At 72.0% G+C, this 14,467-nt stretch carries 15 protein-coding genes; 5 read left to right on the top strand and 10 right to left on the bottom strand.

All coding sequences use genetic code 11. The annotated features are described in order from the left end of the window. The first annotated feature begins 92 nt into the window (after positions 1-92). The gene (locus tag ACZ5CZ_RS11345) at positions 93-1,331 is read left to right on the top strand and encodes an AMP-binding protein (protein WP_468941570.1); all 1,239 of its coding nucleotides are present in this window, start codon (positions 93-95) and stop codon (positions 1,329-1,331) included. 15 nt (positions 1,332-1,346) lie between these two features. Here the strand turns inward: ACZ5CZ_RS11345 and ACZ5CZ_RS11340 are convergent, their stop codons facing one another. From ACZ5CZ_RS11340 to ACZ5CZ_RS11310, 7 genes are all read right to left on the bottom strand, one after another. Continuing rightward, entirely contained in the window at positions 1,347-2,237 is an 891-nt protein-coding gene (locus ACZ5CZ_RS11340) for a LysR family transcriptional regulator (RefSeq protein ID WP_468941567.1), read from the bottom strand. 14 nt (positions 2,238-2,251) lie between these two features. Further along, a complete protein-coding gene (locus tag ACZ5CZ_RS11335) occupies positions 2,252-3,517 on the bottom strand; it encodes an MFS transporter (RefSeq protein ID WP_468941564.1) in 1,266 nt (421 codons plus the stop codon). Beyond that, the gene (locus ACZ5CZ_RS11330; RefSeq protein WP_468941561.1) at positions 3,514-4,605 is read right to left on the bottom strand and encodes a Gfo/Idh/MocA family protein; all 1,092 of its coding nucleotides are present in this window, start codon (positions 4,603-4,605) and stop codon (positions 3,514-3,516) included. The genes ACZ5CZ_RS11335 and ACZ5CZ_RS11330 overlap by 4 nt, the downstream gene beginning before the upstream one ends. Further along, positions 4,602-5,132: a GNAT family N-acetyltransferase gene (locus tag ACZ5CZ_RS11325; protein ID WP_468941558.1), complete on the bottom strand. Its 531-nt coding sequence runs from the start codon at positions 5,130-5,132 to the stop codon at positions 4,602-4,604. Before ACZ5CZ_RS11325 ends, ACZ5CZ_RS11330 begins: the two co-directional genes overlap by 4 nt. After that, positions 5,129-6,358: a 5-aminolevulinate synthase gene (gene hemA / locus ACZ5CZ_RS11320; RefSeq protein WP_468941555.1), complete on the bottom strand. Its 1,230-nt coding sequence runs from the start codon at positions 6,356-6,358 to the stop codon at positions 5,129-5,131. The genes ACZ5CZ_RS11325 and hemA overlap by 4 nt, the downstream gene beginning before the upstream one ends. Positions 6,359-6,524: 166 nt before the next feature. Continuing rightward, positions 6,525-6,740, bottom strand: coding sequence for a hypothetical protein (locus ACZ5CZ_RS11315; protein ID WP_450787983.1), 216 nt, complete (start codon positions 6,738-6,740; stop codon positions 6,525-6,527). Continuing rightward, complete coding sequence (locus tag ACZ5CZ_RS11310; RefSeq protein ID WP_468941552.1) at positions 6,737-6,940, bottom strand: hypothetical protein; 204 nt, start codon at positions 6,938-6,940, stop codon at positions 6,737-6,739. Before ACZ5CZ_RS11310 ends, ACZ5CZ_RS11315 begins: the two co-directional genes overlap by 4 nt. Before the next feature lie 115 nt (positions 6,941-7,055). Here ACZ5CZ_RS11310 and ACZ5CZ_RS11305 point away from each other — a divergent pair, with 115 nt between their 5' ends. From ACZ5CZ_RS11305 to ACZ5CZ_RS11295, 3 genes are all read left to right on the top strand, one after another. Next, positions 7,056-7,889, top strand: a complete 834-nt coding sequence (locus ACZ5CZ_RS11305) for a helix-turn-helix domain-containing protein (RefSeq protein WP_450787986.1) — start codon at positions 7,056-7,058, stop codon at positions 7,887-7,889. Beyond that, positions 7,871-8,065, top strand: a complete 195-nt coding sequence (locus tag ACZ5CZ_RS11300) for a DUF397 domain-containing protein (protein ID WP_468941549.1) — start codon at positions 7,871-7,873, stop codon at positions 8,063-8,065. The genes ACZ5CZ_RS11305 and ACZ5CZ_RS11300 overlap by 19 nt, the downstream gene beginning before the upstream one ends. A 104-nt stretch (positions 8,066-8,169) precedes the next feature. Continuing rightward, positions 8,170-9,096: a dihydrodipicolinate synthase family protein gene (locus tag ACZ5CZ_RS11295; RefSeq protein ID WP_385844665.1), complete on the top strand. Its 927-nt coding sequence runs from the start codon at positions 8,170-8,172 to the stop codon at positions 9,094-9,096. Positions 9,097-9,101: 5 nt separating this feature from the next. Here ACZ5CZ_RS11295 and ACZ5CZ_RS11290 read toward each other — a convergent pair whose 3' ends face one another. The 3 genes from ACZ5CZ_RS11290 to leuA form a co-directional block, all read right to left on the bottom strand. Continuing rightward, positions 9,102-10,271 carry a sialidase family protein gene (locus ACZ5CZ_RS11290; protein WP_468942084.1) on the bottom strand — a complete coding sequence of 390 codons (1,170 nt, stop codon included), beginning with the start codon at positions 10,269-10,271 and terminating at the stop codon, positions 9,102-9,104. Positions 10,272-10,462: 191 nt separating this feature from the next. Then, positions 10,463-11,158: a TerB family tellurite resistance protein gene (locus ACZ5CZ_RS11285; RefSeq protein WP_385844664.1), complete on the bottom strand. Its 696-nt coding sequence runs from the start codon at positions 11,156-11,158 to the stop codon at positions 10,463-10,465. Between the two features lie 187 nt (positions 11,159-11,345). Continuing rightward, entirely contained in the window at positions 11,346-13,067 is a 1,722-nt protein-coding gene (gene leuA / locus ACZ5CZ_RS11280; RefSeq protein WP_385844663.1) for a 2-isopropylmalate synthase, read from the bottom strand. Positions 13,068-13,388: 321 nt separating this feature from the next. Here leuA and ACZ5CZ_RS11275 point away from each other — a divergent pair, with 321 nt between their 5' ends. Then, positions 13,389-14,459, top strand: a complete 1,071-nt coding sequence (locus ACZ5CZ_RS11275; RefSeq protein WP_468941545.1) for a M4 family metallopeptidase — start codon at positions 13,389-13,391, stop codon at positions 14,457-14,459. Positions 14,460-14,467 lie beyond the last annotated feature (8 nt).

Below are 14,467 nucleotides of genomic sequence, written 5' to 3'. Positions count from 1 at the left end.
CCAAGCGCTCCCCTGCCCCTGCCGTTGAACAATATGTTGAAGGCGGCGCGACGACGACATGGCAAGAACGCTCCGGAAGGAAGGTGCCGCCCGTGCCGCTCGACGGCTTCACTCCCTGGCCCGAGGACACCGCGCTGGCCTATCGCCGGGCCGGCCACTGGCAGGGCCGTCCGCTGCCCGGGCTGCTGCACGACTGGGCGCGCGAGCACGGCACCCGCACCGCGCTGGTGCACGGCACGGACCGGCTGACGTACCTCCAGCTGGACCGCCGGGTGAGCCGGACGGCCGCCGGTCTGCGGCTGCGCGGCATCGAGCCGGGCAAGCGGGTCGTGGTGCAGCTGCCGAACACCGTCGAGTTCGTCGTCGTACTGTTCGCGCTGATGCGGGCCGGGGCGGTCCCCGTGCTCTCCCCCATGAGCCACCGGGAGGCGGAGACCGCGCACGTCGTGGCCGCCACCGAGGCCGTCGGCTATGTCGGCCCTACCGTGCATCGCGGCTTCGACCACGCGGCGGCGGCCGCCAGGATCGCCGCCCGCTCGACCTCGCTGCGCCGGATCCTCACCCTGGCCCCGCCCGGCGAGCGGGCGGGCGGCTTCTCGATGCTGCCGGGCGGGACCCTCAGCTTCCCGCTGCACACCCTGGACGAGGCCCCGCCGGCCGACCGCGCCCTGGACGCCTCCGACGTGGCGTTCCTCCTCGCGTCCGGCGACACGGCGGCACCCGACCCGGCGGCACCCCCGCGGCTGGTCCCGCGCACCCATGACGACTACGCCTGCCAGCTCCGGGCCGCGGCCGGGGCACTGCCGCTCACCCCGCAGGACGTGTACCTGGCGGCGCTGCCCGCCGACTCCCCCGTCGTCCTCGGCGGCCCCGGCATCCTCGGCACGCTCGCGGCAGGCGGCACGGTGGTCCTGCTCGACGACCCGGCACCGGACACGGCCTTCGAGGCGATCGAGCGGGAACAGGTGACGGTCACCTCGCTCACCCCCGGCCGCGCCGCCCGATGGCTGGACGCCCTGCCCGGCACGCCGGCGGACCTCGGGTCGCTGCGGACGGTCCAGTTGGTCGGCAGCGCACCGGCCCCCGACCTGGCCGCCCGGCTGGAGCCCGCCCTCGGCTGCCGCGTCCAGCAGCTGTACGGCCTGGCGGAGGGACCGCTCCTCGCCGACGGCCGCCCGGTCTGCCCGGCCGACGAGATCCGCGTCGACGCGGGCGAACTCCTCGTCCGGGGCCCGCACACCGTGCGCGGCTACTACCGCTCCCCCGGCCCCGAGGCCCACGCCTTCACCCCGGACGGCTTCCTCCGCACGGGAGTCCGGGCCACCGGCTAGCTTTCGGGACCCGGGTCAGGCGGCGGCTTTCCCGGCCCTGGCCTGCTGTGCCCGGGGGCGCGTCGCGGTCCGGGCGAGGAGGGCGTCCTCCAGCGTTGCGGCGTGCGGGTGCGGGTTGGTGCGCGGGCGGACGTAGTGGAGGGCGGCCGGCGGCGCCCCGGTCAGCGGCAGGTAGAGGATGTCCGGGTCGGGGTGCTGGGCGGCCACCGACTCGGGCAGCACCCCGACGCCGCGGCGTGCGGCCACGGCGTGCAGGTACTCCTCGATGTTGGTGGTCTCCGCGCCGATCTCCGGCGTGTTGCCGCGCGGCCAGTCCTCGGGGGTGAGCGTGCCGCTGAGGGTGTTGACGACCAGGCACCGCCGGCCCAGGTCCCGCCAGGACACCGTGGACTGGACGGCCAGGGTGGAGCGCCGGCAGACGGCCGCGACCCGGGGTTCGCGCAGGAGTTCCACGGAGGTCAGCCGGGGATCGTCGACCGGGCCCCAGAGCAGCGCGGCGTCGACGGCCGCGTCCCGCAGCCCCGCCGTCCGGTCGTCGACGCGGACCGGCTGCACGAGCACCTGGTGCCGCTCCTCCATGTGCTCGATGGCCTGCCGGCCGAGCTTCATGGGGAAGCCCCAGGCGTAGCCGAGGCGGAACGCGGGCTGCGGCTCGGGGGGTTGCAGGGCGGCCTCCAGCCGCGGCAGCAGGGTGCGCAGCTCGGCCTGTAAGCGGCGGCCCTCCAGGGTGAGCCGCGGGTGCCGGGTGCTGCGGTCCAGCAACGACCGGCCCAGCACCTCCTCCAGGCGCCGGATCTGCCGGCTGAGGGTGGGCTGCGACACTCCGAGGCGGTCGGCGGCCCACGTGAAGTGCTGTTCCTCGGCGAGAGTGAGGAAGCACCGCAGGTGATGTATGCCGATGTCCATACAGGTCACACTACTCATTCCGCCCCCTGGACCACGGTCTCGGGGGCGCGCTCGGGCCCCGCGGACGCGGCGCGCCGGGTGAAGTGCCGTACGACCAGCAGGTGCAGGACGAGGGCCAGGGCCGCCAGGGCCGCCGTGCAGTAGGGCAGGTCGCCGGGTGCCACACCGGCGGCGATGACCGTACCGCCGAGTCCGGAGCCGATGGCGCTGCCGAGGTAGACCGCGGAGGAGTTGAGCGCCACGGCGACCGGTGCCTGCCGGGGCTGGGCGGCGATCAGCTGGTGCTGCTGCGGGACTTGCAGCGCCCAGCCGGCCGCGCCCCACACCACCAGGGGCGGCACCAGCGCCCACAGGCCCACCGCGGCCGCCGCCGGCAGCACCAGGTGAGCCGCCGTCACCAGCGCGAGCACACAGGCGACGATGGCGAAGGGACGCCGGGTGCGGTCCACCACCCGGCCGATGAGCAGGCTGCCGAGGACACCGCCCACGCCCCAGGCCCACATCGGGCCCACGGTGTCGGTGCGGCCGGCGGCGTCCGCGAGGAACGGCGCCAGGTAGGTGTAGAGCCCGAGGCTGGCCACACCGCCGAGCAGGGACACGACGGCGATCGACGCGACCCGGCCGTCGGCGAGGATGCGCACCCGGTCCCGCAGGGCGGGCGGCGGACCGGCGGTGGTGGCGGGCAGCAGGGTGATGCCGGCCAGGGCGATGGCGCCGAGGGCGGTGATCAGCCAGAGCGTGCCGCGCCAGCCGACGTGCTCGGCGATCAGGACGCCCAGCGGGACACCGACCACCGTGCCGATGCTCATGCCGCCCATCACCAGGGCGAGGCTGCGCCCCCGGCGTTCCTCGCCGACCAGTCCGGCGGCCGTGGCGGCGGCCATCGGCGAGTACAGCCCGGCGCCGATGCCCGCCAGCGCCCGGGCCAGCAGCAGCACCGGCAGGGCGGGGGCGAGGGCGGTGAGCGCGTTGCCCGCGGTGAACACCACCAGGGCACAGGCGAGGACGATCTTCGCCGGGCGGCCGGCCAGCGCGGCGGCGAAGACGGGCGCCGCGAGGGCGTAGCAGAGGGTGAACACGGTCACCATCTGGCCTGCGGAGGCCTCGGAGACGCCCAGGTCGTCCGCGACCCGGGGCAGCAGGCCGGCCATCACATAGGCGTCGAGTCCCAGCGCGAAGGCGCCGAGCGCGAGCAGCAGGACGAACCGGCCGCCGTGTGCGGGCCGCGTGCGGGTGCCGGTGTCGTGGCGGTTCGTCCCGGTCGTCGTCCCGTTCGTCATCCCAGTCGCTCCCAGTCGGCCTCGGTGGCGGTGGCCCGGCCGGCGGGGAAGTAGCGCGCCGGGCCGGTGGTGCGGGCGGCGTCCTCGATGCCGTTCAGCAGACGCTGGAGCCCGAGGGACTCCTCCAGGCCGGCGAAGGCCACCCGCGGCGCCTCGCCGTGGCGGACGAAGCGCAGCACGTCGGCGACGAGACGGCGCAGCTTGACGATGGTGCGCAGGGACGCGGGGACCTCGGCGCCCGTCGTGTCCACGGTGCACAGCGTCTCCTCGCCGCCCGGGACGCGCCGCCAGATCCGCAGGCGGTCGGCGTCCCATGTGGGGGTGTCGTACACCGCGGAGGCGTACACGAGGCCGCCGTCGGGGTCGCGGAAGGTGCAGTCGACGGTCCGCTGCCGGGTGATGTTGGTGAAGCTGCTGTACACGGTGACGGGGGCGCCGCCGAGGGTGGCGGTGAGGGCGACGCTGTCCAGGACGTCCGGACCCGAGATCGAGAAGTCGGAGGTGACGCCGAGGACGCCGGTCGGTTCGACGGCGGGGCCGCCGGGCGCGATCCACCGCAGCAGGTCCAGGGAGTGGATGACCTCGCTGGTGACGCCGACGGTGGGCCGGTGGTCGTCGATCCGGTCCTTGCCCCAGGTGGCGTGGGCGCGGACGAGCGTCAGCCCGTTCCGGCGCACATGGTCGCGCAGCGCGGCCGTGGCGTCGGAGTAGCGCTCCACCAGGTCCAGCGCGAACCCGGAGGTGCCGCGCAGGGCTCGGGTCACGGCGTCCAGGTCGTCGTGGCGCGAGGTGAGGGGCTTCTCGGCGAGGACGAACCCCTGGTAGCCGTCCAGCGCGGTGAGGATCTCGGCGTGCGCGGAGTCCGTGACGGCGACGATGACCACGTCCGGCCGGAACTCCGTGAGCGCCTCCTTGACGGAGGCGTAGTACGGGATGTCCTCGCGGGTGCGGTGCCGGGCGTGGTAGGCGATCTCCAGCCGGGCGTCCACCTCGTCGGTGCCGTCCAGGGTGCGCAGGGCGTTGAGGAAGCGGGAGCCGGCGTACCCCATTCCCGCGATCAGTACGTTCAGTGTTCTCGGCTCGCTCATACGGGCCTGGCCTCCTTGTGCGGGCGGAGCGGTCGGTACAGCAGGTCCTCGCCAGTGGGCAGGAAGCCCGAGCGACGGTAGAAGCCGTGCGCCGTGGGGGTGGTCTGGAGTACGGCCTCGTCCACGCCCCGGCTCTCCAGCCAGGCGGTGAGGTCGGCGACCACGGCCGCGCCGAGGCCCTGGCCCCGGTCGCGGGGGTCGGTCACCACGGACTGGAGCCACCCGGCGAGTCCGCTGGGGCACACCGGTGAGGGTGCCCGCTGGTCGATCACCGCGGTGGCGCAGGCCCGCAGCCGCCCCGGGCCGGGCACCACGGCGACGCGTACGGCGCTGTCGCGGCCCAGCCGTTCGCCGAGCCAGTCGCGGTAGCGGGCCCGCCAGGCGGAGCGCGCGCCGTCCGACGTGGCCGAGTAGGGCAGGCCGGCGGAGTCGGCGCCCTCCAGCAGAAGGGCCCGCAGCCGGATCAGTTCGTCGATGTCGGCGTGGGTCGCCTCGCGGACGAGGGTCCGGACGGTGGTGGTGGTCACGCCGGGATCCCCGTCGTCGCGGCGGCGGTCCCGAAGTGCGCGAAGACCTCGCTCAGCGCCCGCACCAGGTGGGCGATGTCGTCCTCGGTGTGGTTCGGGGTGACGTTGACCCGGAAGCGTTCCGTACCGACGGGCACGGTCGGGGAGTTGATGGGCTGGAGGTAGACGTCGTGCCGGTCCAGCAGCCGGGCGGCGGCCCGCTTGCACAGGTCCGCGTCGCCGACCAGCACGGGCAGCACGTGGGTGGTGCTGCACGGCATCACCTGGATACCGGCGTCCCGCAGGGCGCCGCGCAGCTGGGCCGTCTTGCGGTGCAGGGCGGTGCGTTCGGCGTCGGAGGTCTTCAGGTGCTCGACGCTGGCGTGGCAGGCCGCAACGACGGCGGGCGGCAGCGAGGTGGTGAAGATGAATCCGGAGGCGAAGCTGCGCACGGCGTCGATCAGGGTGGCGGAACCGGCGATGTAGCCGCCGATGACGCCGATGGCCTTGGCCATGGTGCCCTGGATGATGTCGACCTGGTGGTCGATGTTGAGCTGGGCGGCGATGCCCGCGCCGCGCGGCCCGTACATGCCGATCGCGTGCACCTCGTCCAGGTGCGTCAACGCGTTGTAGTGCTGGGCGACCTTGACGATCTCCTCGATCGGGGCGACGTCCCCGTCCATCGAGTACACCGACTCAAACACCACGATCTTCGGCCGGTCCAACGGCTGCGCCGCCAGCAGCTCCTCCAGGTGGTGCACGTCGTTGTGGCGGAACACGGCCCGCCCGGCCTTGGTGCTGCGTATGCCGTTGATGATCGACGCGTGGTTCAGCTCGTCGGACACGACGTACGGGTCGGGCAGCACCCGCAGCAGGCACTGGAGGGTCGCGTCGTTGGAGCCGTACCCGGTGGGGAACACCAGGGCGGCTTCCTTTCCGTGCCAGTCGGCGAGCGAGGACTCCAGCTTCGCGTAATGGGAGTGCGTGCCGCCGATGTTGCGCGAGCCGCCCGATCCGGCGCCGTACTCGTCCACCGCCCGGTGCATGGCGTCCAGCACCTTCGGGTGCTGGGACATGCCCAGATAGTCATTGCTGCACCACACCGTGACCTGATGGCTGCGTCCGTCGGCGGCGCGCCGCAGCGCCCTCGGGTACTCCCCGGCCCGCCGGTTGATGTCGACGAACTCCCGGTACTGCCCATGGGCGCGCAGCTTGTCGAGTTCGGCCGCCAGAAGGTCTTCGTACATTCCTGTCATCCCCGTTCCGGTGCGTGTCGTGCCGGGTCAGTACAGGCAGATACGTGCTCCCTACACCAATACGGGGGTCGCAAGATAGATGCGGATGATGAATGGCCGCAGTTCAGGCGGGGTCCGACCGGTCGATGAGTCGCTGCTCACAGTGCGGCCCGGCCCCCTAGGGCACCTCCCCACGGCTGCGGGCGTTGGCGTAGGCCGTCGCCGCGCTGAGCCGCTCGGCGGGGGTGGCGGGCCGCACGAGCTGGGGGTCGGCGTCCCATTCCCGCCCGCCCCCATAGGCTCTGAGCTGGATGTACGGCCCCACGTGCCCCATCACGATGCCGACGCGTCCGGTACGGCCGTCCACGACATGGCTGCCAATGACGGGCTTCACTCCGAAACACCCCCGCCCACGACTGCCGCGAGCCTGCGTGCGGTCTCCAGAGAACAGCGTCCCAATTCCACGAGCGGCCGGGGCACCTCCCGGGCAAGGGACACCGGGTCCAGCCCGAGCGACGGCAACATGATTCCGGCCTTTTCCAGTGCCGACCGCAATTCCCTCAAGGCCTCCTCGGCCTCTTCGATTCCGGCCATGGCGTACCCCTCCTTTTCCGGGTTCCACTCTTCACACATCCAGAGTGACGCTCCGCCCCTACACTCGGCAGGTGTCTGCGCCCTACAAGTGCACGGCAGATCAAGGGGGTTGGCCATGGCCAACGGTTCACGGCAGGCGGCGTGGGAGTTCTTCGGCGCGGAGCTGAAGAGGCGGCGGGAGGATGCGGGTATCACCCAGGTGGAGCTGGGGGCCCGGGTCTTCGTTTCCGGTGCTTACATCGGACAGTTCGAGCAAGCCATTCGAAAGCCTCAGCTGGATATCGCCAAACGGATCGACGAGATCCTGCAAACCGACGGTATTTTCGAGCGGCTGTGCAGGAAACTCATCGATGACAGGCGGTACGCGGAGTACTTCGCGGAGGTCGTGGAGCTGGAGCGGCTGGCGACACGGATCTGCGAGTTCGCGCCGACCGTGGTGCCGGGCCTGTTGCAGACGAAGGCATACGCGCAGGCGGTCACGCTCGCGGCCAACCCGTTCGTCACGAACGAGTATGTCGAGGACATCGTGGCGGCTCGCCTGGAGCGATCGAGCATCCTCAAGGACGCTACAAGGCCCGAGTATTGGGTGATCCTTCACGAGAACACCTTGCGTATCCCGGTGGGTGGCCCGCAGACAATGGCGGAGCAACTGGACCACATCGCAACCCTGATGCGGGAACGCGCAGTGTGGGTGACGGTGATGCCGTATGCGGTGGGCGCACACGGATCCGTGAACGGGCTGCTTCAGCTCATGGACTTCGAAGAAGCACCTCCGGTCGCCTATACAGAGACGTCGTTTTCAGGAACGTTGGTGGACGATCCGGCTGTGGTGAAGCAGGCACAGCGCGCATACGATCTGCTCAGGGTCGCCGCACTGCCGCCGGAGGCGTCCCTCGTCCTGGTCGAGTCGGCAGCTGAGGATCACAGACGATGCACAAGTACGACCTGAGCAACGCCCGTTGGCGCAAGAGCTCCTACAGCAACGGCGAGGGCGGCAGCTGCGTCGAGGTCGCCGACGGAGTCCCCGGCGTCGTCCCCGTCCGGGACAGCAAGGTGGGCGACGGGCCGGTGCTGGTGATCGGCGCTGCGGCGTGGGCGGAGTTCATCGGGAGCGTCGCAGCCTGACGATGCCGGACTTCGCGGCCGCGTCACGCCCCGGGCACCGCTATCGCTGCCACCATCCTGGGGAGGACCGTGCGACCCGCGACCCAGCCCGCCAGGAGCCGTGAATGACCTTCCCCGCCCCGCTCACCGGAGTCGTCCCGCCCGTGTGCACCCCGCTGACCCCGGAGCGCGAGGTGGACACGGCCTCGCTGCTCCGGCTGGTCGGGCATCTGGTGGAGGGCGGGGTGCACGCGCTGTTCGTGCTCGGGTCGTCCTCGGAGGCGGCCTTTCTGACCGACCGGCAGCGCCGGCAGGTGGTGGAGGCGGTGTGCGGGCATGTCGCCGGCCAGCTGCCGGTCCTCGCCGGCGCCATCGACATGACGACCCCGCGCGTCCTCGACCATGTCGCGGCGGTCACCGCGGCGGGCGCGGAGGCCGTCGTCGTCACCGCGCCGTTCTTCGCCCGCACCCACCGCGCGGAGCTGGTCCACCACTTCCGCCGGATCGCGGCCGCGAGTCCGGTCCCGGTCATCGCCTACGACATCCCGTCTTCCGTGCACACCAAGCTCCCCGCGGAACTGCTGCTGGGGCTGGCCGGGGACGGGGTGCTGGCCGGGGTCAAGGACTCCAGCGGCGATCTGGGCACCTTCCGGGACCTGGTCACCGGCGCCCGCACCCACCCCGGTTTCGCCGTCCTGACCGGCTCGGAGGTGGTCACCGACGCCGCGCTGGCGATGGGCGCCGACGGTGCGGTGCCGGGCCTGGCCAATGTCGACCCGCACGGTTACGTCCGTCTCTACCGGCAGTGCCGGGCGGGCGACTGGGCGGGTGCCCGGGCCGAACAGGAGCGGCTGTGCGCCCTGTTCCACATGGTCACGGTGGGCGACCCGGGCCGGATGGGCGGCAGCTCCTCGGCGCTGGGCGCGTTCAAGGCGGCCCTGCATCTGCGGGGTGTCATCGACTGCGCGGCGACGGCGGAGCCCCAGGTGCCGCTCTCCGGTGAGGAGGTCGAGCGGGTGGCCAAGCATCTGGCCGCGGCGGGCCTGCTCTGAGGGCTCTAAGGGTTCTGGCGGGTGGGCAGCCGGACCCTGCGGAACTCGATCGCCGTGCCGGGCCCGGTCTCCTGGAGGACGCCGACCGTGCCGGGGCCGAGCTGGACCAGGTCGGAGTAGCCGGCCGGGCCGTCGGAGAGGGTCAGCAGCAGGGTGAAGGTGCGGCCGGCGTCGGCGCTGGACCACAGGGCCGGGGCGCGGCGGGCGGTCGGGACGGAGGGCGCGGAGAACAGCAAGGGGGCGTGCGGGCCGCGGAGTTGGAGGAGGCTGCCCTGCACGACCGGGACCCGGTCCAGGGTCGGCTGGGGGGCGAAGGGCCGGTCCAGGGTGCCGCCGTCGTCGGAGGAGTAGCTGTCGAGGCGGTTGCCGGGGGCGGTGCCGTTCTGGTCGCGGGCGTTGAGATAGAGGCGGCCGTCGGGGAGCTGGGCGGCGGCGGTCTCGTTGACGTTGCGGACGCCGTCGTGGGCGTCGCTCGTGTATCCGAGGCGCCAGGTACGGCCGCCGTCGTCGCTGTAGAGGGCGTGACCGCCGTAATGGCGGGGCTCCCGGCCGGTGTCCGGGGAGCCGGGCGGCGGTGCGGCGGAGTGGTCGGCGGGGACCAGCAGCCGGCCGGTGTGCGGGCCGCGGGTGAGGGCGACGGCGTGGCCGGGACCGGTGGCGTACCAGCGCCAGCCGGGCCGGCCGGCCTCGGCGGTGATGTCCCGCGGTGTGGTGAAGCGCATGCCGTCGTCCCAGCTGTGCTGCACGTACACCCGGCGCTCGCCCTGCCCCCGCATGATCTGCGCCTCGGTCACTCCCCCGCGGTTGCCGCAGCTGAGGAGGACCACGGCGCCGGTGCGCGGATCGACCACCGGTGCCGGGTTGCCCCGGGTGTCCCCCCGCCCGGCGGCGACCACCGTCAGCGGCCCCCAGCTACAGCCGCCGTCGCCGGAGCGGCGCAGCACCACGTCGATGTCCCCGGTGTCCCCCGCCCCGTTCCACCGCCCCTCGGCGAACGCCAGGACCGTGCCGCGCCGGGTCCGCACGACGGCGGGGATCCGGTAGGCGGCGTACCCGCCCTGTCCCGCGGTGTACGGCACGGAGGACGGACACCCGGGCACGTCATGGCCTCCGGGCCGCGCGGCGAGCGAGGAAGCGATCGCCAGCCCGACAAGAAGCCCCCGGCTGAGAAACATCACCCCGAGAGCTTCCCCGCACACCCTCGAGGGGACTTCCTCCGCACGGGTGACGAGTACGGCACCCCCATGGCACGGCCCGCAGCAACCCCCTAGGGGCGCGGGGCTGTATCGATATGCGGCTCCGCCGCGTGGGCGCGACCAGCCAGAACGCACCCGCGGCCCCGCACAGCCTCAGGCACCCACCACTCTCAGGACGGCGTCCGCGCCGACGCCAGCAGCCTGCTCACATCGTCCGCGCAGATCATCAGCGCCGCCCCCACCGTCGCCAGCGCCTCCCGCTCCGCCGGGGTGTACGGCCCGTCCGCGAGGGCGATCCGCGCGCCCTGGAGGAACAGCGACTCACGGCCCGCCGGAGCGAGATGCGGCGCCAGCGGGTCCAGCGCCTCGTGCAGCTCTATCGTCAGGCTCGCCCCGCACGGCGGCCCCAGCACCCGCCCGGTGTCCGCGGCGACCGCCTCGACCAGCGCGGCCAGCTGCTCCTCCGTGCAGTCGGCGAAGCCCGCCGCGCGCACCATGCCCGCGGCCGTCTCCAGGGCCGTACGCGACCCCGTGCCGCCCGCGGTGAGCACGGCCAGGGCGACCGTGTGCACGGCGTCCCGGAGCATCCCGGAGAAGCGGCGGGTGGTGGGGTGGTCGAGCACCTCGGTGCCGTAGTGGCCGTGGCAGGCCGCGCACTCCACGACCGGCCCGGTCGCGCCGCGCGGCAGCACCGGCAGCCCGAACAGGGTGAGACGGCGGCGGCCGGTGAGCCGCTGGTAGTTGCGGTCGCCTCCGCAGCCCGGGCAGAAGAACTCGCCGTCTCCGACGGGAGTCCATGCGGTGCGGGTGCCCAGGATGCGCACAGCCCTGGCGGCACGGCCGTCTCGTCCCCGTACTGGCAGCACGTCGCACCTCCGTAACCGCACGGCAACATCGCCGCGCTGGCGTGATGTTAGCCACATCCCGGAGCCTGAGTCAGTACCCCGTACGAGACCTTGCCGTGACCTGAGGGGGCCGGTGGCCGATAACAGGCGGGGCTCCGGCCGCCGTGTACGGCGGCCGGAGCCCCGAAAAGCCCTGGTCGGAGAGGGGTCAGCGGGCCGAGCGGTTGACCGCGGAGACGACCGCCTTCAGCGACGCACGCGTCGTGTTCGCGTCGATGCCGATCCCCCACAGAACCTTGCCGTCGATCGCGCATTCGATGTAGGAGGCTGCCTGCGCGGAGGCGCCCTCGCTCATCGTGTGCTCCTGGTAGTCCAGCAGGCGTACGTCGATGCCGATGGACTCCAGCGCGTCGAAGAAGGCCGAGATCGGACCGTTGCCGGAACCGGTCAGGACGGTGTCCTCGCCGTCGACCGTCGCCTCGACGGTCAGCGTGTCCACGCCGTCGGTGTCCGTGGTCGACTGCCCGGTCCGGACCTGGATACGGCCCCAGGGGTTCTCCGGGTTCGGCAGGTACTCGTCCTGGAAGACCGCCCAGATCTCCTTCGGCGTGATCTCGCCGCCCTCGGCGTCCGTCTTCGCCTGGATGAGCTTCGAGAACTCGATCTGCATCCGGCGCGGCAGGTCCAGCTTGTGGTCGTTCTTCAGGACGTAGGAGATACCGCCCTTGCCGGACTGCGAGTTGACGCGGATGACGGCCTCGTAGGAGCGGCCGACGTCCTTGGGGTCGATGGGCAGGTAGGGGACGGCCCACTCGATGTCGTCCACCGTGACGCCCTTGGCCTTCGCGTCGGCCTCCATGGCGTCGAAGCCCTTCTTGATGGCGTCCTGGTGGGAGCCGGAGAAGGACGTGTAGACCAGGTCGCCCACGTACGGGTGGCGCGGGTGGACCTCCATCTGGTTGCAGTACTCCCACGTACGACGGATCTCGTCGATGTCGGAGAAGTCGATCTGCGGGTCGACGCCCTGGGAGAACAGGTTCATGCCCAGGGTGACCAGGTCGACGTTGCCGGTGCGCTCGCCCTGCCCGAACAGGCAGCCCTCGACGCGGTCGGCGCCGGCCATCAGCGCCAGCTCGGCCGCCGCCACCGCCGTACCGCGGTCGTTGTGCGGGTGGACGGACAGGCAGACGTACGCGCGGCGGGACAGGTTGCGGTGCATCCACTCGAACCGGTCCGCGTGCGTCGACGGGGTGGAACGCTCCACGGTGGCGGGCAGGTTGAGGATGATCTCGCGGCCCGGACCCGGCTGGTAGACGTCCATCACCGCCTCGCAGACCTCCAGCGCGAAGTCCAGCTCGGTGTCGGTGAAGATCTCCGGGGAGTACTGGTAGCCGAACTCCGTCTCCGGGCCCAGCAGCTTCTCGGCGTACTCCATCACCAGGCGGGTGCCGTCGACGGCGATCTGCTTGATGTCGTCCTTGGAGCCGCGGAAGACCACCCGGCGGAAGACGGGGGCGGTGGCGTTGTACAGGTGGACGGTGGCGCGCCGGGCACCCTTCAGGGACTCCACGGTCCGCTCGATCAGGTCCTCGCGGGCCTGGGTCAGCACGGAGATGGTCACGTCCTCGGGGATCGCGCCCTCTTCCTCGATGATCGAGCGCACGAAGTCGAAGTCGGTCTGGCCGGAGGCGGGGAAGCCGACCTCGATCTCCTTGTAGCCCATCTTGACCAGCTGGTCGAACATCCGGCGCTTGCGCTCGGGCGACATCGGGTCGATCAGGGCCTGGTTGCCGTCACGCAGGTCGGTGGAGAGCCAGCGGGGGGCGGTGGTGATCCGCCGGTCCGGCCAGGTGCGGTCCGGGATGTCCACCTGCTCGTAGCGGCCGTACTTGTGGATCGGCATGCGGCTGGGCTGCTGGCGGTTGGCCATGATGCGTGGGCTCCTCAGGATGTCCGGGTGGACGGCCGACGACGCAACGCCAAGCTCCGCGGGGAGGGAGTCGGCCTCTGACTACAGGCCCTCGCCGCGGCAGCTAAGAAGAAGCAGCCCGAAACGCATGATGCATCGCAGCGTAGCCGAGTCGTGTCGGTCATGGGGGTGCGTTCCAGTATGCGGGACCGGCGTCACAAAGCGGACAAAAAGTGCGGCATACCACTGTCGGTCACGGACGGTGGTCAAATGTCGCGATACTTCACCAATCATGGTGGCGAGTAGTGACTCCTGCGTCACACAGTGCGAAGGTTCTGTGCCATGACGACCCACGGGGGCTTGACGCCCGTCTTCTGCACGATCGTGCCGCCGCACGTCCTCGACAAGCTCGCACAGGCCGAGGACCCGGCAGTCTCCGACCCCGCCCGCCGGTCCCTGGAGCACGACGCCTACCAGCGCACCAAGCGCCGCCTGACCACGGTGCTCGGCGCGGCCCCCGTCGCGCGCGCCGCGGGCGCCCCGGCCGACCAGCCGCACCGCACCATCTACGACGCCCGCCACACCCAGGACCTGCCGGGCACCAAGGTCCGCGACGAGGGCTCCGACTCCGGCTCCGACGCCACCGTCAACCGCGCCTACGCGGGCCTCGGCGCCACCTTCGACCTGTATCTGAAGGTGTACGGCCGCCACTCCATCGACGGCGAGGGCCTGCCGCTGGACGCCACCGTGCACTTCGGCCAGGGCTACGACAACGCGTTCTGGAACGGCGACCAGATGGTGTTCGGCGACGGCGACGGCGAGGTCTTCCTCGACTTCACCATCCCGGTCGACGTCATCGGCCACGAGCTGACCCACGGCGTCACCCAGCACACCGCGAACCTGGAGTACTTCGGCCAGTCCGGCGCGCTGAACGAGTCGGTCTCCGATGTCTTCGGCTCGATGATCAAGCAGTACGCCCTCGGCCAGACCGCCGCCGAGGCCGACTGGCTGATCGGCGCGGACCTGCTCGCCCCGCAGGTGCACGGCACGGCGCTGCGCTCGATGAAGGCCCCGGGCACGGCGTACGACGACCCCAACCTCGGCAAGGACCCGCAGCCGGCGACGATGGACGACTACGTCCACACCAGCCGCGACAACGGCGGCGTGCACATCAACTCCGGCATCCCCAACCACGCCTTCTACCTGGTCGCGACCGCGATCGGCGAGCACTCCTGGGAGAAGGCCGGGCAGATCTGGTACGACGTGCTCACCGGCGGTGAGCTGAAGCAGGACGCCCTCTTCGTCGACTTCGCCACGCTCACGGTGAAGGCGGCGCGCGAGCGGTACGGCGCCGGGGACGAACTCCAGGCGGTACGGAAGGCATGGGAGCAGGTGGGGGTGCGGACGCTCTAGTTCCGTAC

This window comes from Streptomyces sp. NPDC031418 (assembly GCF_055581605.1).
Note: the sequence above shows the minus strand (reverse complement) of the source record. Positions and strands in the feature narration are given on the sequence as shown.